Genomic DNA, 25,847 nt, shown 5'->3' with positions numbered 1-25,847 from the left:
GATAGCCGAAGTGGGAATGGTGCGCAAGCCCTGTGGACCGCACGAGCGAGCGCACAGTCAGACTAGGTACAAATATGACCGTTATGTGTGATTGTGTTCGTGTGTCTTCGGGATGATACGCGCGGGTTTTCCACAGGCTGGGAGCCCGTGGTGGCCGAAGCCGGTCGGCACCGCCACACTTTTGAGCATGTGGTTCTGGGCATGAGGAGGGGACGAAGGGACCGCGCCCACCGGGTGCGGCCCGGCCAGCGGGTTTGCGAGAGCGGGAGGCAGCGGTGAGGACAGCGACCCTAGACCCGGCGCGGCGCGCCGAGGCACTGGCGGAGATGGCCGAGCGCGAACTGGACGTGCTCGTGATCGGCGGCGGCATCGTGGGCGCGGGCACCGCGCTCGACGCGGCCACCCGTGGCCTGTCCACCGGTCTGATCGAGGCGCGTGACTGGGCGTCCGGCACCTCCAGTCGGTCCAGCAAGCTGATACACGGCGGTCTGCGCTATCTGGAGATGCTCGACTTCCCCCTCGTGCGCGAGGCCCTGAAGGAGCGCGGCCTCCTGCTGGAGCGCCTGGCTCCGCACCTGGTCAAACCGGTCCCGTTCCTCTACCCCCTCCAGCACCGGGGCTGGGAGCGGCTGTACGCGGGCACGGGCGTCGCGCTCTACGACGCGATGTCCATGGCCCGCGGCCACGGCAGGGGCCTGCCCACGCACCGCCACCTCAGCCGCACCCGCGCCCTGCGCGTGGCCCCCTGCCTGCGCAAGGACGCCCTGGTCGGCGCCCTCCAGTACTACGACGCCGAGGTGGACGACGCCCGCTTCGTGGCGACCCTGGTCCGCACGGCGGCGTCCTACGGCGCGAAGGTGGCCAACCGCGCCCGCGTGACCGGCTTCCTGCGCGAGGGCGAGCGGGTCGTCGGGGTCCGGGTGGAGGACGTGGAGGGCGGCGGGGAGTACGAGATCCGCGCCCGCCAGGTCGTCAACGCCACCGGGGTGTGGACCGACGACACCCAGGCGCTGGTGGGGGAGCGCGGCCAGTTCCACGTCAAGGCGTCCAAGGGCATCCACCTGGTCGTGCCCAAGGACCGCATCCACTCCAGCACCGGTCTGATCCTGCGCACCGAGAAGTCCGTCCTCTTCGTCATCCCCTGGGGCCGGCACTGGATCGTCGGCACCACCGACACCGAGTGGGACCTCGACAAGGCCCACCCGGCCGCGTCCAGCGCCGACATCGACTACCTGCTGGAGCGCGTCAACTCGGTCCTCGCGGTGCCGCTCACCCGCGACGACGTCGAGGGGGTCTACGCGGGCCTCAGGCCGCTGCTGGCCGGCGAGTCCGAGGCCACCAGCAAGCTCTCCCGCGAGCACACCGTGGCCCATCCGGTGCCGGGCCTGGTGGTCGTCGCGGGCGGCAAGTACACGACGTACCGGGTGATGGCCGAGGACGCCGTGGACGCGGCGGTGCACGGTCTGGACCGGCGCGTGGCCGACTCGGTCACCGAGGAGATCCCGCTGCTCGGCGCCGAGGGCTACCCGGCGATGTGGAACGCCCGCGAGCGCATCGCCGACCGCAGCGGACTGCACGTGGCCCGGGTGGAGCACCTGCTGAACCGGTACGGCTCGCTGGCCGAGCAACTGCTCGACCTCATAGCCGCCGACCCCTCCCTGGGCGAACCCCTGCGGCACGCCGACGACTATCTGCGCGCGGAGATCGTCTATGCCGCCTCGCACGAGGGCGCCCGCCACCTGGACGACGTCCTCACCCGCCGCACCCGCATCTCCATCGAGACCTTCGACCGGGGCACCCGCAGCGCCCGCGAGGCCGCCGAGCTGATGGCACCGGTGCTCGGGTGGGACGAGGACCAGATCGCCCGCGAGGTCGAGCACTACGAGAAGCGGGTCGAGGCCGAGCGCGAGTCCCAGCGTCAGCCCGACGACCTCACGGCGGACGCCGCCCGGCTGGGGGCGCCGGACATCGTGCCGCTGTAGGGGCGAGGCCGAGCTTCACTCGGACGAGTGGCCGGGTCCGGGATCTCCGTTCCCGGCCCGGTCGTTCTACCAGGTGCGGGGGCAGAACTCGGCTGCGAGCAGGGCCCGTTCGAGCCGGGGGTCCGTCTTCGCGTCCGTGTTCACCCGGAAGGTGAGGACCCGGCCGCCGTCGGCGGTGGCCGCGGTGCGCACATAGCTTCCCGCGATCCGTCCGTTGTGTCCCCAGACGGTGAGCCCGCACGGAAGCCGTTCCGGGTAGAGGCCCATGCCGTACGCGCCGTGTGCGGCCCGCGTATCCAGCATCTCGCGCTGCCATCGCGAGGGGAGCAGGGCGCCGCTCAGCAGGGCCGCGTAGAAGCGGTCCAGGTCGTCGAGCGTGGTCACCAGCTCGCCGGCCGCCCCGGCCACGCGGGGGTCGAGTTCGGTGACGTCGGAGCCGTCGGCGGTGTAGGCCCGGCCGTGCGGTGCGGGCAGGGAGCGGCGTGAGCCGGGGAAGGAGGTGCCCGTCAGGCCGAGCGGGGCGATGATCCTGCGCTGCGCCTCGGCGGCGTAGGAGCGGCCGGTGACCTGACGGACGACCATGCCGAGCAGGACGTAGTTGGTGCTGGAGTACGCGTGGCGGCCAGGGCGGCCGGGAGGGAGGGCGAGGGCGAGCCGGACGGCCTGGCGCGGGGTCAGGGGCACGGTGCCCCGGGTGGCCCCGGCGAAGTCGGCGATGCCGCTGGTGTGGGTGAGCAGGTCGCGCAGGGTGATGCGGGTGCCGTCGACGCGAGGCGCGGCGGGCGGGTGCGACGCGGGAGGCCCGTGAGGCGGCCGGTCCGGCCGGGCCGGGGTGACGCGGCCGGATTCCTCGCCGGTGTGCCGTGTCCCGGCGCGGAGTCGGGGCAGGAGACCGGGGAGGTGCTGTTCGACGGTGTCGGACAGGGAAAGCCGGTGTTCCGCGGCGAGTTGCAGCACGACGGTCGCCACGAAGGTCTTGGTGATGCTCCCGGCGCGGAAATGGTCGGCACGGGCGATGCCCCGGCCCGCGTCCGCGTAGCGCCATGCGCGGCGTGTGCCATGACGGTCCTGCGCGAGCAGGGCCGCGGCAGGGGCTCCACCCTCGCTGACCAGCAGCGGAAGCACAGTGTCCGAGAACCTGACGACGGGGGCCGCGCCAGGGGCCGAGGGGGTGAGCAGCAGAGCCACGAGAACCGGTATGGACAGGACTGTCCGAAGGGTCGGCATCCCTGGCTCCTTCCGTGTCGGGGCCCATCATCCCGGCAACTGGAACATCTGGTTCAGCGGGTCCGCCGACACCGCGGACGGGGTGCGCCCGGAAGGGCCCCCTGGGCGTCGGCCGGTTGTCGCGTGAGGGACAATGAAGGCTCTGTCAGGGCGGGTTGCATGAGGGGACGCATGTCGGAGGCGGAGCGGGCGGGGACATCCCGTCAGGAGACTCGTCAGGGCAAGAACGAGCGTCGTCTTCTCGCCGGGCGGTACCGGCTGGGGGACGTGCTGGGCCGGGGTGGCATGGGCACGGTCTGGCGTGCCGAGGACGAGACCCTGGGCCGGACGGTGGCCGTCAAGGAGCTGCGGTTCCCGTCGAACATCGACGAGGAGGAGAAGCGGCGCCTGATCACGCGCACGCTGCGCGAGGCCAAGGCGATCGCCCGGATCCGCAACAACAGCGCGGTGACGGTCTTCGACGTGGTCGACGAGGACGACCGCCCGTGGATCGTCATGGAGCTGGTCGAGGGCAAGTCCCTGGCCGAGGTCATCCGTGAGGACGGCGTCCTGACGCCCCGTCGGGCCGCCGAGGTCGGGCTCGCCGTGCTGGACGTGCTGCGTTCCGCGCACCGCGAGGGCATCCTGCACCGCGACGTGAAGCCGTCCAACGTGCTGATCGCGGACGACGGCCGGGTGGTGCTCACCGACTTCGGTATCGCCCAGGTCGAGGGCGACCCGTCCATCACCTCCACCGGCATGCTCGTGGGCGCCCCCTCCTACATCTCCCCCGAGCGGGCCCGAGGGCACAAGCCCGGTCCGGCCGCCGACCTGTGGTCGCTGGGCGGTCTGCTGTACGCGTCGGTCGAGGGCGTGCCGCCGTACGACAAGGGGTCGGCCATCGCCACCCTGACCGCCGTGATGACCGAGAACCTGGAGGAGCCCAAGAACGCGGGTCCGCTGGGCGAGGTCATCCGGGGCCTGCTCACCAAGGAGCCCGCGCAGCGGCTCGACGACGCGGGCGCGCGGGCCATGCTCAACAAGGTCATCCACGCCTCCGAACCGGAACCCCTGGACGCCACGCGGGTCGTGCCGATCCCGGCGCAGCCCGACTCCCCCGAGGGCAAGCGGGGCGAGGATGCCGGGGACAAGGTGCGCGGCGCCCTGCGCTCGGTCCGCAAGGCGGCCGGCGCGTCGGCGGCCGCCGCTGCCGCACGGCCGAAGAGCGGCTCCGGGGCATCGACGGACGCGCGCTCCCAGAGCGCGGGCGCGTCGACGGGCGCCGGTGGCCGCGGCAGTTCCGACACGCCGAACTCCAGCGCGAACAAGCCAAGTTCGAGCTGGCCCGTGATGCCGTCGCCGGACCTGGATCTCGCGCGCAGGCCCGCGCCGAAGGCGTCGCTCACCGACGTGGTGCCCAAGCGCACGCTGGTGGTCATCGCGGTGGTCGTCGCCCTGGCCGTACTGGTGCTCGGTACCGTCCTCGCCCTCACGCTCGGCGGCGACGACGACAAGGGCGGCGCCAAGGCCGCGCCCAGCGCCGGTGCCTCCGCCAAGCGGGACACGGGCAAGGACGGCGGCTCCGGCGGGACGAGCCCGGACGGCTCCAATGCCGCGACCGCCACCGACGGCTCCCGCTCCGGCGAGGCGAGCGGCGGCGCGGGCACCGCCGACGACTCCGACGGCAAGGGCGGCAGCGGCGATTCGGACGACGACTCCGGCTCGTCCGGCTCGTCCGGTTCCTCCGGGGACAAGGGCTCCGGCAGCGCGCCCGCCGTCACGACGCGCAAGAGCTCCCAGGGCTACTCGATCGGGCTGCCCAAGGGCTGGAAGTACGTGTCGACGAGCGCCGCCGGCGACCGCTACACCGGCCCCGAAGGACAGAAGTTGCTCGTCGGCTGGACCAGCACGCCCAAGAGCGACCCGGTGAGGGACTGGGAGAACCAGGAGCGGTACATGGTCCGCTCCCAGTACGACCGCATCCGCATAGAGAAGGTGGACTACCGGGGCTGGAACACGGCCGACTGGGAGTTCACCTACGTGGACGGCGGCACCAAGTACCGCTCGATCGACCGGGGTTTCGTGGTCAACGACCACCTCGGGCACGCGCTGATGTACACCGCCAGGAGCGCCGGGTGGGACGACTCGCTGCGCGAGGACACCTGGAAGACGCTCACGACGTCCTTCGAGCCCAAGTCGTGACCTGAACGAGCCCGGGTTGGGAGCCTGGAATCGGTCATCCCCTCGGTGCGGGTTGCCTCCGGCACGTATCGTGAATGGTTGAGAACCGTACGCAGCCGGGTGTGACGCGTGACGGGCGGCGAACGATCGCCGACGACCGGAAACGGCAGGGGGGTGGCAGACGTGGACGACTACGCGGGCCGAGTTCTCGCAGACCGCTACCGCCTGCCGCTCCCGCCCTCCGACGAGTACGAACTCACCGAGACGTACGCCTTCGACACCTACAGCGGGCAGGAGGTGCTGGTCCGTCAGGTGCCGTTGCCCGAGGTCGTCGAGGCCGAGGTGATCGACGCCGAGGGACTGCCCGAGGGGTTCACCGCGCGTGAGCGCGGCCGCCGTTCCCCGGCGGGCCGCAGCGCCACCCGTTCGCCGAAGGACCCGGCCGTCCGGCGCGCCGTGGAGGCCGCGCAGGCGGCCGCCCGGATACCGGACCATCCGCGTCTGGACCAGGTCTTCGACGTGTTCGCCGAGGCCGGTTCGCTGTGGATCGTCAGCGAGGCGGTGTCCGCGCGCCCGCTGTCCGCGCTGCTCGCCGAGCGCCCGCTGTCCCCGTACCGGGCCGCCGAGGTCGCGGCCGACGTGGTGATGGCGCTGCGCGTGCTGCACGCGCACGGCTGGACGCACCGCAACATCACCGCCCGCACGGTCCTGGTCTGCGACGACGGCCGGGTCATGCTGACCGGCCTCGCGGTCGGCGCGGCGGAAGAGGCGCTGTGCGGGTACGACCCGGTCCCGGCCCAGGACGAGCCGGAGGAGCCGCCCGCGCCGGACCGGCGGCTCCCGGCCGGGAGCGCGGCTACCCGTCCGGCCGCCGCGGCCGCCGACCCGGACCCCGAGGCCGCACGGCGTGCCGCGATACAGGCACGGGTCGCCGGCCGACTGCCCGGACCCGCCTCGAACGGCGACCCCGCTCCCGCCGCCCCGGTCCTGCCGCGGACGCCGGAGAGCGGGGACGACATCCGGGCCGCCCGTGCCGGGGCCATCGCCGCGTACCGCGCCGGTGCCCGGGCCGCGGCCCGTGTGCAGGAGACGCAGCAGGACGGCCGTACCGCCCTGCCCGGCGCCCGTACGGCCGCCGAGGGCGAGATCGCAGCGGAGGGCGGCACGCCGCCCGGTTCCGTGGCCGACCCGTACGGGGTGGCCGGGCGGCCCTGGCACGGCGCCGTACCCCGCCCCGGCACCCCCGTCCAGGCGGACCCCGCGGCCGGCGGCCCGCCCTACCCGTTGAACCCGGCCCAGCCGGGTGTGCCCGCTCCGCCCCGGCCCGCGCTGCCCGCGCAGAGCGGTGGTCCGGGCGTGTCCGGGTGGGACGAGCCGGAGGCCGCCGGGGCGCGGCGCGGGCCCGGTACCGCGATCGCTGCCGAGCGGGCGCGGCACATGCGGATGACCGTCGTGGGGCCGGTGACCGAGCGGTGGGCGCCCGAGCAGGCCGGTCCCGTGCACGAGAACTGGCAGTTGGCCGCGCCCGTGGGGCCCGCCACCGACCTGTGGGCGCTCGGCGCGTTGCTCTTCCGTGCCGTGCAGGGGCACGCGCCCTACCCGGAGGAGTCCACCGCCGAGTTGGTGCAGCTGGTGTGCGCGGAGCCGCCCGCCTACGCCGAGGAGTGCGGTCCGCTGCGCCCGGTCGTGGAGTCGCTGCTGCGCCAGGACCCCACCGAGCGGCTGGACTTCGAGGAGCTGAGCGGCTGGCTGCGCTCGCTGGTGCGCTCCGCGCCCGAGCCGGACGCCGGTGCCCATGTGGTGCCGGTGCCGCCCGCCGACCCGACCCGGCTGCCGATAGTGCGGCGGCGCGGCGAGCTGGCCCGGTGGCGGCGCCGGAACAAGGCGCCCGTGCCGCACCCGCACGCCCGGCACAAGCGGGCCCGGCAGGAGGCCGGCGGCGGTTCGCCGCGCAGCCTCGGCCGGGTGCTGCTGCTGCTCGTCTTCCTGCTGCTGGCCGGAGCCGTCGCCTACGCGGTGATGTTCATGCCCAAGCAGGGCGAGGAGGGCGGCCGTGCCGGAGCGGCGGGACCGGCGAGCCCCGCGCCCTCCCGTGAACAGCAGCCGTCGGGCGGGCAGAGCACCCCGGACGACGGCCCGACCGCTTCCTCGCCCGCCACCGAGACCCAGACCGGTGGCGGGGCGGCGGCGGACGGGTTCACCCTGCGCACCGACCCGGCCGGCTTCAAGGTGGCCGTGGCCAAGGGCTGGAACCACGCGCCGCGCAACGGAAGCGGGCAAGTCGTCTATTCCCACCAGAACTTCGAACTGGTCGTCGTGCCCGGACGGGACAGCACCGCGACCTACGGCAGCGACCCGATGGTCTACCAGCGGGACAAGGAGCGGGAGTTGCAGCCGTACCGCGACTCCAGTTGGGCCACCGCGTCGGGTCTGCGCACCATCGAGGTGGGCGGACGGACCATGGCCGAGGGGCAGTTCACCTGGACCGACGCGCAGGGCCGCGACCTGTTCGTACGCAACATGGCGATGCTGCTGAACGGGCGGTACCACGTCGTGCAGGTCCGCGGCCCGGAGGCGGAGCGCGACGAGGTCACCCGGCTCTACGACCAGGCGACGGCCACCTACCGCTACACCGGCTGAGGCGACGCTCCGACAGGAGCCGTTGCGGAGGCGGGCGTTCGGTTCCCCGGGCTGTGCGGAAGCGACAACAGTCACAGTGCGGATTCCGTGGGACCCCGCCGGTTCCCTGCGCCCGGACCGGTCCATAGTCTGACCCTGACAAGAGCATTGCGGGGCAACGTGAATCAGATGCAGGGCCAGCTCGTGGCGGGCCGCTACCGGCTCACCGATTCCATCGGCAGCGGCGGCATGGGCCGGGTGTGGCGCGCCCATGACGAGGTGCTGCACCGGAAGGTCGCCGTCAAGGAGCTGACCGCGGCGCTCTACGTCTCCGAGAGCGACCAGCACATCCTGCTGGCCCGCACCAGGGCGGAGGCCCGCGCCGCCGCGCGCATCAACCACTCCGCCGTCGTCACCGTGCACGACGTCCTCGAACACGACGGCCGCCCCTGGATCGTGATGGAGCTGGTCGAGGGCGAGTCGCTGGCCGACGCGGTCAAGGAGCGCGGCCGGATCGAGCCCCGCGAGGCCGCGCGGATCGGCCTGTGGGTGCTGCGGGCGCTGCGCGCCGCGCACACGGCGGGCGTGCTGCACCGCGACGTGAAGCCCGGCAACGTCCTGCTCGGCCGGGACGGCCGGGTGCTGCTCACCGACTTCGGCATCGCCCAGATAGAGGGCGACAGCACCATCACCCGTACCGGTGAGGTCGTCGGCTCGGTCGACTACCTCGCGCCGGAGCGAATACGCGGCCACGACCCCGGCCCCGCCTCCGACCTGTGGGCGCTCGGCGCGACGCTGTACACCGCCGTCGAGGGCCGCTCGCCGTTCCGCCGCACCTCCCCCCTCGGCACCATGCAGGCCGTAGTGGAGGAGGACGCCGAGAACCCGCACAACGCCGGCCCCCTCGCCCCGGTCATCACGGCCATGCTCCACAAGAACCCGTCCCACCGCCCGGACGCGCACGCTGCGGAGCGGATGCTGGACGACGTAGCCGCGGGCCGGCCGACGCAGACCGCGCCGGTGTGCGCGCCGCCCCCGGCGCCGAGCCCGCGCGGCGCCGTCCCCGCGTCACGGGACACCGCCGTCACACCTGTCGCACCCGTCGCCCCCGCCCGTCGCGGCTCCCGCACCCGCATGCTCGCCCTGGCCGCCGCAGCCGTCCTGGTCTTCGGCGCGAGCCTGGCCGTCGGCTACCTCCAGTGGGGCGGCGGCCACCACGCGGCGGTGAAGGACGACCTCACCGAAAGCCCGTCCGCCTCCGCGTCGGCCACGAACGGCAGCAGCGCCGTCCCCGACGACTGGGAGCGGTACGACGACCCGGTCGGCTTCAGCGTCTCCCTGCCCAAGGGCTGGAAGCGGTCCGTCTCCATCGACCAGGACGGGCTCCGGCAGGTCGACTACTCGCCGGACAAGGGCAAGCGGCTGGTCCGGATCGCCGTCGACACCGACCCGGACTTCCGCACTTCGTACGAGCACCTGACGGCCCTGGACCAGCGGGTCTCACCGCGGCTGGTGGACTACAGGCGGCTGAACCTGAAGGAGGAGCTCTACCGCGACATGCCGGGTGCCCGCTGGGAGTACACGTGGAACGCGCTGGCCAAGGACGGGCCCCACTTCTTTCCGGGGCCCTACCACGCGATCGACGTCGGGTACATGAACGGTGACGACACCGAATACGCCATCTACGCGTCCTCCCCGGCCGTCGACTGGGCCACCACCAAGAAGCAGTTCAACTGGATCCTGCGCAGTTTCCAGGAGGGGTGACCGGCTCAGGCGTAGTCCGAGCAGACGCGGACGATCTTGCTGCCCTCGATGACCGCCACCTGAGCGCCGATGTAGTCGAGATCGTCACCGGCGGGGGACGCGTACGTGGTGAAGGAGGTGGTCGATCCGTTGCCGTCGTACTCGGAGTGCCAGGGCCACTCCGTGACCCACCCGGTGCTGTCGTCGATGGAGACGAACCGGATGGCCACATGGTGACCGTCGGCAGCGGTGTCCTTGACCCAGCCGCTGATGTTCACGTGGCGGGACGTCCAGTTGGTGAACGTGAGGCTCCCCGAGGCGCCGGTCACCGAGCAAGCGGCTCCGCCACCCGCCGCGCTGGCGTTGGTCACCGTGGTCGTGGCGAATATCGCCACCGCCGCGACACCCGTGATGCAGAGACGCTTCAATGTGTTGGTCATGAGGGCAAGGTAGGGGCTCTCATGATTCCCGGGGCAGCGTGATTCCAGCCATCCGTTTCCTCACGGCGCTCGCCCCTCGACCGTTTCGTTGAGCCGCCACGCGCACCTTGGCCGGTCAGCGCCCCGGAGGGGATACGTCCGGTACGGCATGATGGGGCACATGGGGACCGAGGGGCACGACCTCCGTGTGATCGCGGGCCGTTACCGCCTTGAGGCGCGCATCGGACGCGGCGGGATGGGTGTCGTCTGGCGGGCCGACGACCTGGTGCTGGGCCGTCAGGTGGCCGTCAAGGAACTCACCCTGGACGACTCCCTGTCGGAGGAGGACGCCCGCAGGCGGCGGGAGCATTCGTTCCGCGAGGCGCGGGCGGTCGCGCAGTTGCGGCATCCGCACATCATCGTGGTGCACGACGCGGTCGAGCAGGACGAACGCCCCTACCTCGTCATGGAGCTGATCGACGGCGGCTCGCTCGCCGAGCGGATCACCGCCGACGGCCCGGTGTGCGCCGCCGAGGCCGCCCGGATCGGCGCCGACCTGCTGAGCGCGCTGGCCACCGCGCACGCCGCCGGGGTGCTGCACCGGGACATCAAGCCCGCCAACGTGCTGCTGGAGTCCGGCACCGACCGGGTCGTGCTCACCGACTTCGGCATCGCACGGGTCGCGGGCGCATCCACCCTCACCGAGACCGGCTCCTTCGTCGGCTCGCCCGAGTACACCGCCCCCGAGCGGATGTCCGGGCTGCGCGGCGGGCCCGCGTCCGACCTGTGGTCGCTGGGCGCGCTGCTGTGCGCCGCGCTCAGCGGCGAGTCGCCCTTCCGGCGCGACTCGCTCGGCGGCATCCTGCACGCCGTCGTCACCGACGAGATCCGGCCGCCCGCCGAGGCCGGGCCGCTGCTCCCCGTCGTCCGGGGCCTGCTGGAGCGCGACCCCGAGCTGCGGCTCGGCGCGGCCGACGCCGAGCGGATGCTGCGGACCTACCTGGACACCGGCCGTATGCCGCCCCCCTCCGGCGTACCCGCCGCCGCCCGCACCCTCCGGCTGTTCGGCGGGGTACGCGCCGCCAGGTCCGACACGCCGTCCCCGCCGGCCGTGTCCGACGCGCCGCACGGCACCGCCGCCCCGGCCCCGCCGTCCGGGCGCCGCCCGCCCAGACGGGCCAGGCTGGTCGCCTCGCTGCTGGTGGCCGCCGTGGCCGGGGCGGCGGTATCGGCCGCCGTGCTGCTGGTCCACCAGGAGCGCGGCCGGGGCGACGACGCGCCCGGCGCCACCCCCTCCGCCTCCCGGACACCGGCCCCCGCCGGCACCCCGGCGCCCTCCGGGTACCGCACCGCCCGCGACCCGGCGGGCTTCACCCTCGCGGTGCCGAGCGGCTTCACCCGCGATCGGCAGGGTGTGCGGGTCTTCTACCTCTCCGCCCGAGGCACCTTCCGTATCGGCATCAAGGTCGCCCCGCCGGAGCCCGGCGGCCCCGCCGCCGTCCTGCAGCGGCTCGCGGCCGACGGCGCGGACAGCAACCCCGGTTACCGCGACGGCCGGGTCACCGAGACCAGCCGCGAGGGACACCCCGCCGCGCTCTGGGAGTTCACCTGGGACGGCTTCAGCCCCACGGAGGGCGCCCGGCACACCTACGACCTGTGCTGGGAGGAGGGTGGCCGGATGTACGACGTGTGGGTGTCGGGCCCGGTCGGGAAGGTGCGCGAGGCCCGCGAGCACTTCGACGTGGCCGTGGACACCTTCACCGTCACGGCCCGCTGAACCCCCGCTTGGTCACGGCTCTGTGACCGGTTCGCGTTCCCCCTGGCTGCGCGCGCGGACGGCGCGATAGGGATGAGCCATGAGCAGCGACGGGGGAGTCGGCCGGGCGGCTGACGACACGACGAGTTTCGTACTGCGCCCGCCGGACCGGGAGGCGGGGCCACCGGCCGGGCCGGCCGTCCCCGCGCAGGCGCCCCGGCCCGTCCCGGAGCCCGGCGCCGGGCGGCTGATCGCCGGACGGTACCGGCTGCTCGCCAAGCTGGGGCACGGCGGCATGGGCACCGTGTGGCGGGCCAGGGACGAGACGGTGGAGCGCGAGGTCGCCGTCAAGGAACCCCGCGTGCCCGACCACCTCTCCGAGCGCGAACGCGCCAACGTCTTCGAGCGGATGCGCCGTGAGGCCCGCGCCGCAGCCCGCCTCGACCACCCGGCCGTCGTCGGGGTGCACGACGTCGCCGTGGTCGACGGCCGCCCCTGGATCGTCATGGAGCTGGTGCACGGCCGTTCCCTCGGCAGCGCCCTCCAGGAAGGCACGCTGGACCCGCGCGAGGCGGCCAGGATCGGCCTGGAGGTGCTCGGCGCGCTGGAGACCGCGCACGCGGCGGGCGTACTGCACCGGGACGTGAAACCGGACAACGTCCTGCTGGGCCGGTACGACCGGGTCGTCCTGACCGACTTCGGCATCGCCCAGATCGAGGGCGAGACCCAGCTCACCGACACCGGCGGCTTCGTCGGCTCGCCCGAATACACCGCGCCGGAACGGGTGCTGGGCCGCCGGCCCGGCCCGGCGAGCGACCTGTGGTCCCTCGGTGTCGTGCTCTACACGGCCACCGAGGGCGTGTCGCCGTTCCGCCGCAGCAACACCCCGGCCACCCTCCAGTCGGTGCTGCACGCCACCCCGGCACCGCCCGCCGCGCGGGGCCCGCTGGCCGAGGTCATCGACGGCCTGCTCCGCAAGGACCCCGCCGCCCGGCCCGCCGCGTCGCAGGTGCGCGCCCTGCTGGAGGCGGCCGTCCGGCCCCCGGAGCCGCCCCCGGTGCCGACCCGTACCGAGGTCGTCTCCCGGCCGGGCCGGCGTCCGGGCCGCGCCACCTGGCTCGGCGCCGGAGCCGTCGTGGTCGCGGCCGCCGTCGCCGGATGGGTGCTGCTCGCCGACCCGTTCGCGGGCCCGCTGCCCGACGGCTGGACGGACCGGAAGGCACCGGCGCTGGGCGCCACCCTCGCCGTCCCGGAGAGCTACCGGGTGAGGCTCCCCGACAAGGACGACACCGAGCGGAACTGGGTGTCGTACACCGACTGGAGCGGTGCGGTGTCCGTCGTGCTGAGCCTGGACCGCAAGGCCGACGACTCCCTGCACGAGATCCAGAGCAACGCCGCCGCCCAGATGTACGCCGACGACGAGAAGTTCAAGAAGAGCGGCGAGTACCGGCTCGACATGCCGAGCGGTGCGCGGACCAGACCGGACGGCTCGGCCACCTACCAGGGGCGCAAGGCGGCCCGGAACACCGTCGTCTACACCACCGACGACACGCAGGACCCGCTGCCGCGCGAGCTGAAGCTCTTCTACTACCGCACCGCCTCGGGCGACATGTACAAGCTCGTCGTCGGCTATCCCGGCAAGGGCGACTTCACCGCGCGCGGCCGGGAGGTGGCCGACGAGGCCATCGCCGGGCTGCGCTTCGACAAGCCCTGAAACCAGCCGAGTCGAAGGCGCGTACCCGCGTCGACAAGCGTCGGGTGCGCACGGTACTCATGAGGCATGAGTGAAGACGGCGCACACCCGCTCGACGGACCTCTGGTCGGCGGGCGCTACCGGCTCCTCGAACGCCTCGGGGCCGGGCCGACCGGCACCGTCTGGCGGGCCCGCGACGAGCGGGACGGGGACATGGTCGCCGTCAAGGAGCCCCGGCTGCCCGGCGATCCGGCCGGGGACGAGGCCAGCGGGCGGATCGCGCACCGGCTGCACCGAGAGGCGGGCGCCGCCGCCCGGGTGCGCCACCCCTCCGCCGTGCGGCTCCGGGACGTCGTCACCGAGGACCGACTCCCCTGGATCGTCATGGAGTTGATCGAGGGAGAGTCGCTGCGCGAGACCGTGCGGCGCGGGCCGCTGGCGCCCGCCGAGGCGGCCCGGATCGGGCTCGCAGTGCTGGGCGCGCTGCGCGCCGCGCACGCCGTCGGCATCGTGCACCGGGACATCAAGCCCGCCAACGTGCTCGTCGAGTCCGGCACCGGGCGCGTCGTCGTCACCGACTTCGGGATCGGCGACGGGCACGCCGAGGACGCCCCCGAGGGGTTCGTCGCCCCGGAGCGGGCCTCCGGGCGCGGCGCCGGGCCCGCCTCCGACCTGTGGTCGCTCGGCGCGCTGCTCGCCGCCGTCGTGGCGGACGGCGACCCCGGGCCGCTGGGCCCGCTCCTCGACCGTCTGCGCGACCCGGACCCCGACGCCCGGCCGGACCCGGCGGAGGCGGCGGCGGCCCTGCGGGCGTGCGCCGGAGTGCGGGCCGAAGAGGCCGAAGCGCGGCCGGAACCCGAGCCCGTGGAGGTCACGCAGACCGTCGTGACGCCCGCCCCCGCCGTCCGCCGGACCCCGCTCGCGGCCCTCGGCCTGCTGCTGTCGAAAAAACCCGGAGCCGAGTGACCTGGGCCGACAACGCCCTGATCAGCGCATTCGCCGCCAGTGATCACTGGCGGTATGTGTGCGGCCGGTGAAAGCCCGTTACCGACGGGTACCGAAAGCTCGCGCTCCGGCATACCCTGCGGCTCATGACGGACTCGCAGGCCCCCGAAGTCACGGGCACCAACCCGATCGCCCCGGCCCCCGAGGGCGTGCGCACCGCCTCGGACGTGGTCACGCCGGAACTGGTGGCCCAGCTCACCAAGGGCGTCACCGGCTCCGGCCGCACCGCCAACCACACCCCGTTCACCGGCGGGAAGCTGGCCGACCTGCCCGAGTCCACCCCGGACGACGTACGCGCCGCCTTCGAGGCCGCCCGCGCCGCCCAGGGCGCCTGGGAGCGGACCCCGGTGCGTGAGCGGGCGGCCGTGCTGCTGCGCTTCCACGACCTGCTGCTGGAGCGTCAGCCGGAGGTGCTCGACCTCATCCAGCTTGAGACCGGCAAGGCCCGGCTGCACGCCCACGAGGAGGTGCAGGCCGTCGCCGTCGCCGCCCGGCACTACGGCCGCAAGGCCCCCGCCTATCTGCGGCCCAAGCGGCACACCGGCGCCGTGCCCACCCTGACCAAGGTCACCGAACTGCGGCACCCGCGCGGGGTCGTGGGCCAGATCGCCCCCTGGAACTACCCGCTCGAACTCTCCGTCGGCGACGCCCTGCCCGCCTTCGTCACCGGCAACGCGGTCGTGATGAAGCCGGACACCGAGACCTGCCTGACCGCGCTGTGGGCACGCGACCTGCTCATCGAGGCCGGACTGCCCGCCGGGGTCTTCCAAGTGGTGCTGGGCGAGGGCCCGGTGGTCGGCCCGGAGCTGGTCCGGCACGCCGACTACGTCTCCTTCACCGGCTCCACCCGCACCGGCCGCGAGGTCGCCCAGGGCGCCGCCGCCCGCCTGATCGGCGTCTCCCTCGAACTCGGCGGCAAGAACGCCATGCTCGTCCTCGACGACGCCGACATCGAGAAGGCCGCCGCCGGTGCCGTGCGCGCCTGCTTCTCCTCGGCCGGGCAGCTCTGCATCTCCATCGAGCGGCTCTACGTCCACGAGTCGGTCGCCGACGCCTTCCTGGAGCGCTTCGCCGCCCGCGCGAAGGCCATGCGGCTCGGCACCGCCCTCGCCTACGGCGCCGACATGGGCTCGCTGGCCGGGGAACGCCAGCTCAAGGCCGTCGAGGCGCATGTGACGGAGGCCGTCACCAAGGGCGCCAAGGTACTCGCGGGCGGCGTGGCACGGCCCGACATCGGCCCGTACTTCTTCGAGCCGACCATCCTCGACGGCGTCGACGACACCATGTCCGTCTGCGCCGAGGAGACCTTCGGCCCGGTCGTCTCCGTCTACCGCTTCGGCTCCGACGACGAGGCGGTGGAGCGCGCCAACGCCACGCCGTACGGCCTCAACGCGTCGGTGTGGACGACCAGTGCCAAGCGCGGCCGGGACGTCGCCGCCCGGCTGCGCACCGGCACGGTCAACGTCAACGAGGGCTACGCCCCCGCCTACGGCAGCGCCCAGTCCCCGATGGGCGGCATGAAGGACTCCGGCCTCGGCCGCCGCCACGGCTCCGAGGGCATCCTCAAGTACACCGAGGCCCAGACGGTCGCCCACCAGCGGCTGCTGCCGATGGCGCCCTCGCTCGGCATGGACGACGCCGCGTACGCGGCCTTCATGAGCCGCAGTCTGAGGCTGATGAAGGCGTTCCGCTTCCGCTGACCCTCCCGATCCGCCCGTTCCACCACCGTTCTCGACGAGGAGAGCACGTGCCGCAGGAGAAGACTGTCCCCACCCGGAACGAGGAAGGGCGCGAAGGGCGCGACGACGGTTACGACTACGACGTACTCGTGGTCGGCTCCGGCTTCGGCGGCTCGGTGACCGCCCTGCGCCTGACCGAGAAGGGCTACCGCGTCGGCGTGCTGGAGGCGGGCCGCCGCTTCACCCGAGCCACGCTGCCCCGCAACTCCTGGGACCTGCGCAACTACCTCTGGGCCCCCAGGCTCGGCCTGTACGGCATCCAGCGCATCCATCTGCTGGGCAACGTCATGGTGCTGGCCGGCGCGGGCGTCGGCGGCGGCTCCCTCAACTACGCCAACACCCTGTACGTGCCGCCGAAGCCGTTCTTCGAGGACCTCCAGTGGCGGCACATCACCGACTGGCAGGACGAGCTGGAGCCGTTCTACGACCAGGCCCGGCGCATGCTCGGCGTACGGCTCAACCCGACGACCACCCCCTCCGACACGCACCTGAAGGCGGCGGCGCAGCGGATGGGCGTCGGTGACACCTTCCACATGGCGCCGGTCGGTGTGTTCTTCGGTGACGGCGAGGACGCCGACGGCGCGGCCAAGGCGCGGCCCGGCGAGAAGGCCGCGGACCCGTACTTCGGCGGCGCCGGGCCCGAGCGGCGGGCCTGCACCGAGTGCGGCGAGTGCATGACCGGGTGCCGGCACGGCGCGAAGAACACCCTCAACGAGAACTACCTGTACCTCGCGGAGAAGGCGGGCGCGGTGGTGCACCCGCTGACCACCGTCGTCTCCGTCACGGACGACTCGCGCGGCGGCTACGCGGTCGCCACCCTGCCCACCGACCGCAAACGCACCGCTCAGGGAAGGCTGTTCACCGCGCGCCGGGTCGTCCTCGCGGCCGGCACCTACGGCACCCAGACCCTGCTGCACCGCATGAAGGCGAACCGCCAGTTGCCCCACCTCTCCGACCGGCTCGGCGACCTCACCCGCACCAACTCCGAGGCCCTGGTCGGCGCCCAGACCGACAACCGGCGCTACCGCAAGGCGCACGGCGCGGACAAGGTCGACTTCACGCGCGGGGTGGCCATCACGTCCTCCGTCCACCCGGACGCCAACACCCACATCGAGCCGGTCCGCTACGGCAAGGGCTCCAACTCGATGGGCGGCCTCACCATCCTCCAGGTGCCCTACGCCGAGGGCTCCTCGCGCGTCCTCGGCTGGCTCGCGCACGCGGTCCGGCACCCGGTGCAGCTCGCCCGCTCGCTCTCCAACCGGCGCTGGTCGGAGCGGACCATCATCGGCCTGGTGATGCAGTCGCTGGACAACTCCCTGACCACGTACCTGAAGCCCGGCGGCGTCGGAAAGGGCCTGCTGACCGCCCGGCAGGGCCACGGCGCGCCGAACCCGACCCAGATCGAGGCCGCCACCGAGGCCGCCTCCGCGCTCGCCGCCGAGATCAACGGCTTCGCGGGCAGCAACGTCGGCGAGCTGATGGGCACCCCGCTGACCGCGCACTTCCTCGGCGGCTGCCCCATCGGCGACTCCCCGGAGACCGGCGTGATCGACCCGTACCACCGCCTGTACGGCCACTCTGGCATCTCGGTGGTCGACGGGGCGGCGGTCTCCGCGAACCTGGGCGTCAATCCGTCGCTGACGATCACCGCGCAGGCCGAGCGGGCCATGTCGTACTGGCCGAACAAGGGCGAGGCGGACCCGCGTCCGGCGCCGGGTGCGGCGTACCGGCGGCTGGAGCCGGTGGTGCCGCGCAGTCCGGCGGTCCCGACGGACGCCTTCGGCGCGCTCCGGCTGCCGCTGCTGGCGGTCCCGGAGGTGCCGCGCAAGAAGGGCTGAGGGCCCGCGCGGAAAGAGACGAGGACCTGCGTCCCCCTCCGAACGCAGGTCCCTCGTTTCTCACCGTTTTCTTGATCCGGCAGGTGGTTCGATGCGTGAGGACGGCCGGGGGTTGTGCCGCCGCCCCGGATTTCGGTGTGGCGTCCGTCACAGAGGTGTCCGGGCATGACGAAGGGCCCCGCGGGACTCGGCCGCGGGGCCCTTGTCGTCGGCACCGGCGTCAGGGAAGTGCCGGTGCCCGGAAAGCGGCGCCGGGGGGTCGCGCCGCCCGCCCGGTGGTCCCGCACCTCCGGCGGAGGGTGGGTGCGGGCCCCTGGTGGAGGGTCGGTGCCGGTGTCCGCGCGGGGACATGGGGAGGGTGCGCTCGCGTACCGCACGCCCTGAGGCGTCCACGGCCGCTCGACCCGGCACTGGTTCATGTGTGCAGTTGTCCGCCGGACGGCTCCGGGCGTCCCCGGAGCCGGCCGTTTCTCCTGGGTGACCGGGCTGCTGTCCCCTGCCGTCCGGTCACTTCTCCGGGACGAGGTCCCACGGCGTACGGCACGACCCGTACGCCTCATCGCCCCGGCGAGCCACGCGTGGTTCTGTCGGGCCCGCCCCTGGCTGGCACGGACAACGGGCTCAACGAAGGGGTGCGCGAGCCGGTCACGCGCCGTACGGGTGAGAGCGGCACCGAACTCAGATGCGACCCCGGCACAGCTCCAGCAGGGTCATGGCGAGCGCGGTGCCGGGCTTGCCGAGGGCGTCCCGGTAGCGGCCGAGGATCTCCATCTCGCGCGACAGGCTCACCCGGCGCCCGCCGGAGGCGATCCGGGTCTGCTGGACCACGGCGGAGACGGCCATCCGTTCCTGGACGAGACCGATGATCCGGTCGTCGAGCGCGTCGATCCGCTCACGGGCGTCGTCGATGGTGCGCTCGGGGCCGGTCTGCGGGGTGGCGGTGGTCATGTCGGGGCTCCTGGTGGCTGATGGCCGCCCCGGACCGGCAGGACCCGGAAAGACGACAGGCGCTCCGGGCCTTGTCGGCCCGGAGCGCCTGTCGGAAGTCGCTTGTTATGTGCTCAAGCGAGACGACCATGGCAGCCGGCGGGCCCGGTGCCATAGGTAAAGAGGAACGTCGTCTGGGTGAACACGGGGTCAGTATGCCACGACCACCGGTCACCCCGGACCCCCTGTGGACAGCGCCCTCCGGCGTCCGGGAGGGGGTCGGCGCCCACCCCGTTAGAATCGGTCATACAGACCCCCGCCCCACCGCCGGAAGGCACCCCGTGTCATCAGCGACCCAGTCTGCCGACGCCCCCGACACCGTTCTGGTCGTCGACTTCGGCGCGCAGTACGCCCAGCTCATCGCCCGTCGCGTCCGCGAGGCGCGGGTCTACAGCGAGATCGTGCCCAGCAGCATGCCGGTGGCCGAGATGCTCGCCAAGAACCCCGCGGCGATCATCCTCTCCGGAGGCCCCTCCTCGGTCTACGAGGAGAACGCCCCGCAGCTCGACGGCGCCCTCTTCGAGGCCGGCGTCCCCGTCTTCGGCATGTGCTACGGCTTCCAGCTCATGGCGCAGACCCTCGGCGGCACCGTCGACAACAGCGGCGCCCGCGAGTACGGCCGCACCGGCCTGCACGTCTCCAAGTCCGGCTCCACCCTCTTCGAGGGCACCCCGGACGAGCAGCCCGTGTGGATGTCGCACGGCGACGCCTGCTCCGCCGCCCCCGAGGGCTTCACCGTCACCGCCTCCACCGACGTGGTCCCGGTCGCCGCCTTCGAGAACGACGAGAAGAAGCTCTACGGCGTCCAGTACCACCCCGAGGTCATGCACTCCACGCACGGTCAGCAGGTGCTGGAGCACTTCCTGTACCGGGGCGCGGGCCTGACCCCGTCCTGGACGACGGGCAACGTCATCGAGGAGCAGGTCGCCGCGATCCGCGAGCAGGTCGGCGACAAGCGCGCCATCTGCGGCCTGTCCGGCGGCGTGGACTCCGCCGTCGCCGCGGCCCTGGTCCAGAAGGCCATCGGCTCCCAGCTCACCTGCGTCTACGTCGACCACGGCCTGATGCGCAAGGGCGAGACCGAGCAGGTCGAGAAGGACTTCGTCGCCGCCACCGGCGTCCAGCTCAAGGTCGTCGACGCCGAGGAGCGCTTCCTCAAGGCGCTCGCCGGGGTCTCCGACCCCGAGGAGAAGCGGAAGATCATCGGGCGCGAGTTCATCCGCGTCTTCGAGCAGGCCCAGGCCGAGATCATCGCGGACGAGGGCCCGGCCGTGGAGTTCCTGGTCCAGGGCACCCTGTACCCGGACGTGGTCGAGTCCGGCGGCGGCACCGGCACCGCCAACATCAAGTCGCACCACAACGTCGGCGGCCTCCCCGAGGACCTCGAGTTCCAGCTCATCGAGCCGCTGCGCAAGCTGTTCAAGGACGAGGTCCGCATGGTGGGCCAGGAGCTCGGCCTGCCCGAGGAGATCGTCCAGCGCCAGCCCTTCCCCGGCCCCGGCCTCGGCATCCGCATCGTCGGTGACGTGACCAAGGAGCGCCTGGACCTGCTGCGCGAGGCCGACGCCATCGCCCGCGAGGAGCTGACCGCCGCCGGTCTGGACCGCGAGATCTGGCAGTGCCCGGTCGTGCTGCTCGCCGACGTCCGCTCGGTCGGCGTCCAGGGCGACGGCCGCACCTACGGCCACCCGATCGTGCTGCGCCCGGTCTCCTCCGAGGACGCCATGACCGCCGACTGGTCGCGTCTGCCGTACGACGTCCTCGCGAAGATCTCCACCCGGATCACCAACGAGGTCCGCGACGTCAACCGCGTCGTCGTCGACGTGACCTCGAAGCCCCCGGGCACCATCGAGTGGGAGTGACCCTGGCGCCGGCCCGCTGACCGGCTCCGAGAAGAGGTGGAACGGCTCCGGCCGTTCCACCTCTTTTGGTACACCCCCACCCGACGGTAACTTCCGGTCCGTAAAGCACCCCCAGCGCTGGAGGACTCATGCACCGGCCCACCCCTCCCTCGCCGCTGCCCACCGACAAGCTGCGGTTCGCCATGCCGCCCATGCACGAGTCGGTCGACGAGGAACGCCGCCACCGCAAGGAACGCCTCGCGGGTGCCCTGCGCCTCTTCGGGCGCGCCGGGTTCGAGGACGGCGTGTCGGGCCACATCACCGCCCGCGACCCGGAGTTCAGCGACTGCTTCTGGGTCAACCCCTTCGGGATGCCCTTCAAGCACGTCACGGTGAGCGACCTCGTCCTGGCCAACCAGGACGGCCAGGTCGTCGAGGGCCGCTACCACGTCAACCAGGCCGCCTTCACCGTCCACGCGGCGGTCCACGCGGCCCGCCCGGACGTCGTCGCCGTCGCCCACTGCCACTCCGTCCACGGCCGCGCCCTGGCCGCCCTCGGCGAGGTCCCCGACCCCCTCACCCAGGAGAGCTGCGCCTTCTACGAGGACACCGCGCTCTACGACGCCTACACCGGCGTCACCGTCGACGCCGAGGAGGGGCGGCGCATCGCGTCCGTGCTCGGCTCCCGCAAGGCCCTCGTGCTGCGCAACCACGGCCTGCTCACGGTGGGCGACTCGGTCGACGCGGCCGCCTGGTGGTTCATGTCCATGGAGCGCTCCTGCCAGGTCCAGCTCACCGCCGAGGCCGCCGGCCGCCCGGTCCTGATCGACCACAAGCAGGCCGTGGCCACCCGCGAACAGCTCGGCGGCGACCTCGTGGCCTGGATCAACTACCAGCCCCTGTGGCAGGACATCAGCCAGAGCGAGCCCGACCTCCTGTGCTGAGCCGCACGGACAGGTGTGCGACCGGGTCAGCAGGATGGGCGGTCCTTTCCGCCCGACGTGGACCGGCGAACCCCGACTGCCCGGCGTAGGGCACAATTCGCTTTTGTCAAAGGGGAGTTGCGCGGCCGGCGCATGCACTGTGGGTGACGACGGCCATGTCTCGGGTAACGGGGAAGGCGGGCGTCGGTCGTGGCGGTGCAGGAGGCGAGGCAGAGCGCCGCGGACGGCGCGGGAGCCCACGGGGGCGGCTGTACATGCGGGGACTGTCCGCACGGGGCGCGTGAGGGGCACCGCCGCGCCCTCGCCGCCTTCCTGCACGGCCGCGACGAGTTCGCCGCCGGACGCGGGCTGCCCCCGGCCGTGGCCCACTCGGCCTCGGCGTCCCGCCAGTGGATCTCCACCGAACTCGCCCAGCGGGCCGAGGCGGTCGCCGATCGCGGCCGTGCCGAGGGTGAGGCGTGGCTGGCGGGACTGTGGACCCGCACGGCATGCCTGGCCTGGGGAGCCGTGGTCGTGCTGCTGCTCGCCCAGGCCCTCACCGCCATCGGCGCGGGCTGGAGCAGCGCCCGCACCGCCGGACTGCTCGCCGCGGTGGCGGTCGCGGGGGCGCTGACCCTCGCCGGCTTCTTCCACCGGGCGCGCGGCGGGGCGCTGGCCCCGATGATCGGCGAGGACAACCGGATGTCGACCTCCCGCACGGTGGCGGCCTGCTGGGTGCTGTTCGTCGCCTACGCCGTCCTGCTGCTGGCGGGGCGCCTGGCCGCCGCCTCCGACCCCGCCGGACGCGACGCCCTCATCGCCGGTCTCGACCTCGCGCGCGGCGCGGGCGTGGTGACCGTCCTCGCCGTGGTGTGCGGTATCGCCGCCCTGGTGCGCCGGGTGGTCGGGCTGCGCGTCCTCGGCCAGCGGCTCCAGAAGGTCCCGGCGCACCGGCCGCGCGCCGCGGACCTGCTGACCGACGACGCGGGCCGGGGCGCCTTCGCCGACATCCAGTACGTCGTCATCAGCGCCGTCGCCCTGGTCTTCGCCGCCGTCCGGCTGGGCCGCCGCCCCGACCAACTGCCCGACCTGCCTTGGGGCCTCGCGGTCCTGGTGCTGATCTCGGCGGCCACCTATCTGGCGGGCAAGTACGCCGAGGGCGGCCGTCCGGTGGTGCTCTCCGTGGTCCGCGCCCGCGAGCCCGGTGACCTGGACGGGCCCATCCGCACCGGGGACGACATCGAGATCCGGGGCACCGGGTTCGTCCCGCCCGGCGCCCAGGGTGCCGACCGCCTCGCCCGCATGGTCGTCCGCATCGGCGCGGTCGACGTCCATGTGCCCCTGATCCCGGTCGCCGGTGGCTTCCGCAACCCCACCGACACCGTCCTCACGGTCCCGGTCCCGGTCGAGGTGGAGCCGGGCACGGTGGAGGTGCAGGTGGTGACGGCGGCCGGTCTGGCCACCAACCGCTGCTCCATCGAGGTGACGGACTAGGTCGCGGCGACGGGCCGGGCGACCCTGTACGGTGCACCGATAACCGGAAAAACCTCCGAGAGAGGATTGAACCGGCCCCCGGCGTCATACGTATCGTCGGGTGAGGGGTCCGGCACGGCGGGCGAGAGGCGGCTAGCAGTGATGACTCACGGTATGCGTACGGACACGCACGCCTCCCATCTCGACGGGGGGCGTGACTGGCGGGCCACCGCCACCCGTTACGCGCTCCTCCCACTCCGGATCTTCCTCGGCGTCACCTTCGTGTACGCCGGCCTGGACAAGCTCACCGACAGCGCCTTCATGAAGGCCGACGGCGCCGGATCGCTCGGCGACACGATGCGCGCGGTCCGGGACTCCTCCGCCATCCCGGCCCTCGTCGACCTGGCCCTGAAGAGCCCCGTCGGCTTCGGCTACGCCATCGCCCTGGGCGAGCTGGCCGTGGGCATCGGCATCCTGATCGGACTCCTCGGCCGGCTGGCCGCCCTCGGCGGCGCGCTGATCTCCCTCAGCCTGTGGCTGACCGTGAGCTGGGCCTCCAGCCCGTACTACTACGGCAACGACCTCGCCTACCTGATGGCCTGGCTTCCCCTCGTCCTCGCCGGAACCCCCTATCTCTCCGTCGACGCCTCCCTCCGCGACCGCCGTCGGCGCCGGTCGGGCGGCTACCGCTAGAACCGGCCGCCCGGCTCCGGCGCGCGTGCCTGCTCCGGGCGCGCGCCTCAGACCTTCTCGTCCTCCGCGCCGCTCCGTCTGCGGACGGCGCGGGTGAGGGCGGTCGTCACTCCCGCGAGGAACAGGCCGCCCACGGCCAGGGGGATCGCCGTGAACCAGGGGATCTCCCACAGGCCGCGCAGGTCCCCCAGGTAGAGGGCGCCCGCGGTGGTGAGGCAGAGTCCGCCGACCAGCCGTCCGGGCTGGAACTCATGACGCAGCACGGCTCACCTCCACCTGTCCGACGCCCACATGCAGGTCGATCCGCAGCACGCCCGCCTCCTCGGTGCCCTTGTCCGGAGCCAGGTCCGCCGTCTCGTGCCGGCCCGGCCGCACATCCACGTTCTTCCTGTCGTCACCGGGCAACCGGATGTCGCCCACCCCCACGTCGATGCTCAGCACCGCGGTGGCGTCCGCGGGGACGACCACTCTCAGCAGGCCCGCTCCCAGTCCCGCTCTGGTGGACACCGTCTGGTCCTTGGTCAGGTGCAGCTCGGTCAGGTCGAGGGTGGCCGAGCCCGATCCCAGCTCGTACGCCGGACGGAGGTCCGCCGTGGCCGCCGGGCGCCAGGCCGTGGTCCGCCAGTGGGAGGTGACGTCGCTCGGCAGCGCGGCGCTCCCGGCCAGCAGCAGCGCCGTGACCAGGGCGAGGAAGGCCGACCCGCCTCCCGTGCGTCCCAGGAAGGCGCTGACGGCTATGCCCAGTCCGAACACCACGAGGGCGCAGGCCAGTCCGGTCTGCAGGCTGGTGGCCAGCGGACGTGTCTCCCAGGTGCGGCTGCCGCCCAGGCCGCCCGCCAGCAGGGCGAGCAGGAAGACCCAGCCGCTGATCCAGCGCGGGCCCCGGGGCCGGGGCCGCTTCACGCTCGGGGCGCGGCCCGCGAGGGAGTGGGGCCAGGGGAGCTGGATGCCCACCTCCAGGGCCGGGGAGGTCGCGACGTGGTCGCTGTAGGCGTCGCCGGGGCCCCAGAAGTACCCGGTGCCGCCGACATGGGTGCCGTCCTTGACGATCGGGTCGCGCCACCAGGAGGGGGTGCTGTAGGTGATCGGCGGGGCCTGGGTCTCCGGCGGGGCGTCGGCAGCCGCCTGCGCGGCTATGGGGTGGCCCCTGGGTGACTTCGGCCCGTCGCTCGGGGCGGGATCGGGGTCGGTGGTGGCCCGGTGCCGCGACCAGTAACCGGCCCCGGCCAGCAGGAGGGAGAGCACCACGGCGAAGGTCAGCACCCCGCCGTTGCGCAACGTGGTCAGGATGACCCCGCAGCCGATCAGGGCGAACAGGACGGCGGCCAGCGCCTGCCCGTCGACCCGGCCGGTCAGCAGCTTGCGTACCTCGTTCTCCTCGTCGTCGTCGTACGGCACGAGGAGCCAGGCGAAGCCGTAGAAGATCAGGCCGATGCCGCCGGTCGCGGCCAGCACGGCCAGGGTGATGCGGAAGATCACCGGGTCCATGTCCGTGTGCCGGCCGAGGCCCGCGCACACGCCCGCGATCATCTTGTGCCGCCGGTCGCGCCGGAAGCGGCGGGGGGCCTCGGGGGTGCCGGGGCCCTGCCCGTCCGCCGCGGCGGGCGCGGCATCCGGCGGCCCGGTGCCCGAGGCCGGGCGCGGGCCGGAGCCGGGTCCCGGACCCGTCGCGGCGTGCTCGTGATCCGTCATGTGTCCATGGTGACGGGCCGGGAGCCGTGAGGGCAGTCGGGTCGACCCTGGTCGAAC

General features: G+C 73.3%; 18 protein-coding genes. 13 read left to right on the top strand and 5 right to left on the bottom strand.

Annotated elements, in window-relative coordinates; translation table 11 throughout:
* Positions 1 to 275 precede the first annotated feature (275 nt).
* Positions 276 to 1,982: a glycerol-3-phosphate dehydrogenase/oxidase gene (locus HEK131_RS27365; protein WP_161149928.1), complete on the top strand. Its 1,707-nt coding sequence runs from the start codon at positions 276 to 278 to the stop codon at positions 1,980 to 1,982.
* A 66-nt stretch (positions 1,983 to 2,048) separates the two neighbouring features.
* Here HEK131_RS27365 and HEK131_RS27360 read toward each other — a convergent pair whose 3' ends face one another.
* Positions 2,049 to 3,209 (bottom strand): serine hydrolase domain-containing protein, encoded by a 1,161-nt coding sequence (locus HEK131_RS27360; protein WP_244337483.1) that lies wholly within the window; start codon positions 3,207 to 3,209, stop codon positions 2,049 to 2,051.
* A 171-nt stretch (positions 3,210 to 3,380) separates the two neighbouring features.
* Here HEK131_RS27360 and HEK131_RS27355 point away from each other — a divergent pair, with 171 nt between their 5' ends.
* The 3 genes from HEK131_RS27355 to HEK131_RS27345 all read left to right on the top strand — a co-directional run bounded on the left by HEK131_RS27355 (position 3,381) and on the right by HEK131_RS27345 (position 9,752).
* The gene (locus HEK131_RS27355; protein ID WP_244337481.1) at positions 3,381 to 5,390 is read left to right on the top strand and encodes a serine/threonine-protein kinase; all 2,010 of its coding nucleotides are present in this window, start codon (positions 3,381 to 3,383) and stop codon (positions 5,388 to 5,390) included.
* A 162-nt stretch (positions 5,391 to 5,552) separates the two neighbouring features.
* Positions 5,553 to 8,009 carry a protein kinase gene (locus HEK131_RS27350; RefSeq protein WP_244337479.1) on the top strand — a complete coding sequence of 819 codons (2,457 nt, stop codon included), beginning with the start codon at positions 5,553 to 5,555 and terminating at the stop codon, positions 8,007 to 8,009.
* 168 nt (positions 8,010 to 8,177) lie between these two features.
* Positions 8,178 to 9,752: a serine/threonine-protein kinase gene (locus HEK131_RS27345; RefSeq protein ID WP_244337477.1), complete on the top strand. Its 1,575-nt coding sequence runs from the start codon at positions 8,178 to 8,180 to the stop codon at positions 9,750 to 9,752.
* A gap of 5 nt (positions 9,753 to 9,757) precedes the next feature.
* On the opposite strand, the gene HEK131_RS27340 is transcribed toward HEK131_RS27345, so the two are convergent.
* The gene (locus tag HEK131_RS27340) at positions 9,758 to 10,171 is read right to left on the bottom strand and encodes a hypothetical protein (RefSeq protein WP_244337475.1); all 414 of its coding nucleotides are present in this window, start codon (positions 10,169 to 10,171) and stop codon (positions 9,758 to 9,760) included.
* Positions 10,172 to 10,331: 160 nt separating this feature from the next.
* Between HEK131_RS27340 and HEK131_RS27335 the strand changes: the two genes are divergently transcribed.
* The 5 genes from HEK131_RS27335 to HEK131_RS27315 all read left to right on the top strand — a co-directional run bounded on the left by HEK131_RS27335 (position 10,332) and on the right by HEK131_RS27315 (position 18,181).
* On the top strand, positions 10,332 to 11,927 hold the full coding sequence (locus HEK131_RS27335) for a serine/threonine-protein kinase (RefSeq protein ID WP_244337473.1): 1,596 nt from the start codon (positions 10,332 to 10,334) through the stop codon (positions 11,925 to 11,927).
* 79 nt (positions 11,928 to 12,006) lie between these two features.
* Positions 12,007 to 13,620 carry a serine/threonine-protein kinase gene (locus HEK131_RS27330; protein ID WP_244337471.1) on the top strand — a complete coding sequence of 538 codons (1,614 nt, stop codon included), beginning with the start codon at positions 12,007 to 12,009 and terminating at the stop codon, positions 13,618 to 13,620.
* A 66-nt stretch (positions 13,621 to 13,686) separates the two neighbouring features.
* Positions 13,687 to 14,565 carry a serine/threonine-protein kinase gene (locus HEK131_RS27325; RefSeq protein WP_244337469.1) on the top strand — a complete coding sequence of 293 codons (879 nt, stop codon included), beginning with the start codon at positions 13,687 to 13,689 and terminating at the stop codon, positions 14,563 to 14,565.
* Positions 14,566 to 14,690: 125 nt separating this feature from the next.
* The gene (locus tag HEK131_RS27320) at positions 14,691 to 16,304 is read left to right on the top strand and encodes a succinic semialdehyde dehydrogenase (RefSeq protein ID WP_244337467.1); all 1,614 of its coding nucleotides are present in this window, start codon (positions 14,691 to 14,693) and stop codon (positions 16,302 to 16,304) included.
* Between the two features lie 47 nt (positions 16,305 to 16,351).
* On the top strand, positions 16,352 to 18,181 hold the full coding sequence (locus tag HEK131_RS27315; RefSeq protein WP_279614280.1) for a GMC oxidoreductase: 1,830 nt from the start codon (positions 16,352 to 16,354) through the stop codon (positions 18,179 to 18,181).
* A gap of 678 nt (positions 18,182 to 18,859) precedes the next feature.
* On the opposite strand, the gene HEK131_RS27310 is transcribed toward HEK131_RS27315, so the two are convergent.
* Complete coding sequence (locus HEK131_RS27310; RefSeq protein ID WP_217461907.1) at positions 18,860 to 19,129, bottom strand: chorismate mutase; 270 nt, start codon at positions 19,127 to 19,129, stop codon at positions 18,860 to 18,862.
* A gap of 320 nt (positions 19,130 to 19,449) precedes the next feature.
* On the opposite strand from HEK131_RS27310, the gene guaA reads away from it, so the two are divergent.
* The 4 genes from guaA (at position 19,450) to HEK131_RS27290 (ending at position 24,098) form a co-directional block, all read left to right on the top strand.
* On the top strand, positions 19,450 to 21,030 hold the full coding sequence (gene guaA, locus HEK131_RS27305; protein ID WP_161148478.1) for a glutamine-hydrolyzing GMP synthase: 1,581 nt from the start codon (positions 19,450 to 19,452) through the stop codon (positions 21,028 to 21,030).
* A 128-nt stretch (positions 21,031 to 21,158) separates the two neighbouring features.
* The gene (locus tag HEK131_RS27300) at positions 21,159 to 21,953 is read left to right on the top strand and encodes a class II aldolase/adducin family protein (RefSeq protein WP_244337465.1); all 795 of its coding nucleotides are present in this window, start codon (positions 21,159 to 21,161) and stop codon (positions 21,951 to 21,953) included.
* A 189-nt stretch (positions 21,954 to 22,142) separates the two neighbouring features.
* A complete protein-coding gene (locus HEK131_RS27295) occupies positions 22,143 to 23,426 on the top strand; it encodes a hypothetical protein (protein WP_244337463.1) in 1,284 nt (427 codons plus the stop codon).
* Positions 23,427 to 23,579: 153 nt separating this feature from the next.
* Entirely contained in the window at positions 23,580 to 24,098 is a 519-nt protein-coding gene (locus HEK131_RS27290) for a DoxX family protein (RefSeq protein ID WP_244337461.1), read from the top strand.
* Between the two features lie 47 nt (positions 24,099 to 24,145).
* On the opposite strand, the gene HEK131_RS27285 is transcribed toward HEK131_RS27290, so the two are convergent.
* Entirely contained in the window at positions 24,146 to 24,361 is a 216-nt protein-coding gene (locus tag HEK131_RS27285; protein ID WP_244337459.1) for a hypothetical protein, read from the bottom strand.
* Positions 24,348 to 25,790 carry a PspC domain-containing protein gene (locus tag HEK131_RS27280; RefSeq protein WP_244337457.1) on the bottom strand — a complete coding sequence of 481 codons (1,443 nt, stop codon included), beginning with the start codon at positions 25,788 to 25,790 and terminating at the stop codon, positions 24,348 to 24,350. The genes HEK131_RS27285 and HEK131_RS27280 overlap by 14 nt, the downstream gene beginning before the upstream one ends.
* Between the last annotated feature and the right edge of the window lie 57 nt (positions 25,791 to 25,847).

The sequence above is a fragment of the Streptomyces seoulensis genome, from assembly GCF_022846655.1.
GTDB lineage: Bacteria > Actinomycetota > Actinomycetes > Streptomycetales > Streptomycetaceae > Streptomyces.
The sequence above is the reverse complement of the archived record's forward strand: the minus strand, read 5'-3'. Positions and strand labels throughout refer to the sequence as shown.

What these genes read in the sequence shown, in the direction of transcription:
- HEK131_RS27360 (WP_244337483.1), bottom strand. Translation starts at nt 3,209, where the DNA reads ATGCCGACCCTTCGGACAGTCCTGTCCATACCGGTTCTCGTGGCTCTG.
- HEK131_RS27355 (WP_244337481.1), top strand. Translation starts at nt 3,381, where the DNA reads ATGTCGGAGGCGGAGCGGGCGGGGACATCCCGTCAGGAGACTCGTCAG.
- HEK131_RS27345 (WP_244337477.1), top strand. Translation starts at nt 8,178, where the DNA reads ATGCAGGGCCAGCTCGTGGCGGGCCGCTACCGGCTCACCGATTCCATC.
- HEK131_RS27340 (WP_244337475.1), bottom strand. Translation starts at nt 10,171, where the DNA reads ATGACCAACACATTGAAGCGTCTCTGCATCACGGGTGTCGCGGCGGTG.
- HEK131_RS27335 (WP_244337473.1), top strand. Translation starts at nt 10,332, where the DNA reads ATGGGGACCGAGGGGCACGACCTCCGTGTGATCGCGGGCCGTTACCGC.
- HEK131_RS27330 (WP_244337471.1), top strand. Translation starts at nt 12,007, where the DNA reads ATGAGCAGCGACGGGGGAGTCGGCCGGGCGGCTGACGACACGACGAGT.
- HEK131_RS27325 (WP_244337469.1), top strand. Translation starts at nt 13,687, where the DNA reads ATGAGTGAAGACGGCGCACACCCGCTCGACGGACCTCTGGTCGGCGGG.
- HEK131_RS27320 (WP_244337467.1), top strand. Translation starts at nt 14,691, where the DNA reads ATGACGGACTCGCAGGCCCCCGAAGTCACGGGCACCAACCCGATCGCC.
- HEK131_RS27310 (WP_217461907.1), bottom strand. Translation starts at nt 19,129, where the DNA reads ATGACCACCGCCACCCCGCAGACCGGCCCCGAGCGCACCATCGACGAC.
- HEK131_RS27300 (WP_244337465.1), top strand. Translation starts at nt 21,159, where the DNA reads ATGCACCGGCCCACCCCTCCCTCGCCGCTGCCCACCGACAAGCTGCGG.
- HEK131_RS27290 (WP_244337461.1), top strand. Translation starts at nt 23,580, where the DNA reads ATGCGTACGGACACGCACGCCTCCCATCTCGACGGGGGGCGTGACTGG.
- HEK131_RS27280 (WP_244337457.1), bottom strand. Translation starts at nt 25,790, where the DNA reads ATGACGGATCACGAGCACGCCGCGACGGGTCCGGGACCCGGCTCCGGC.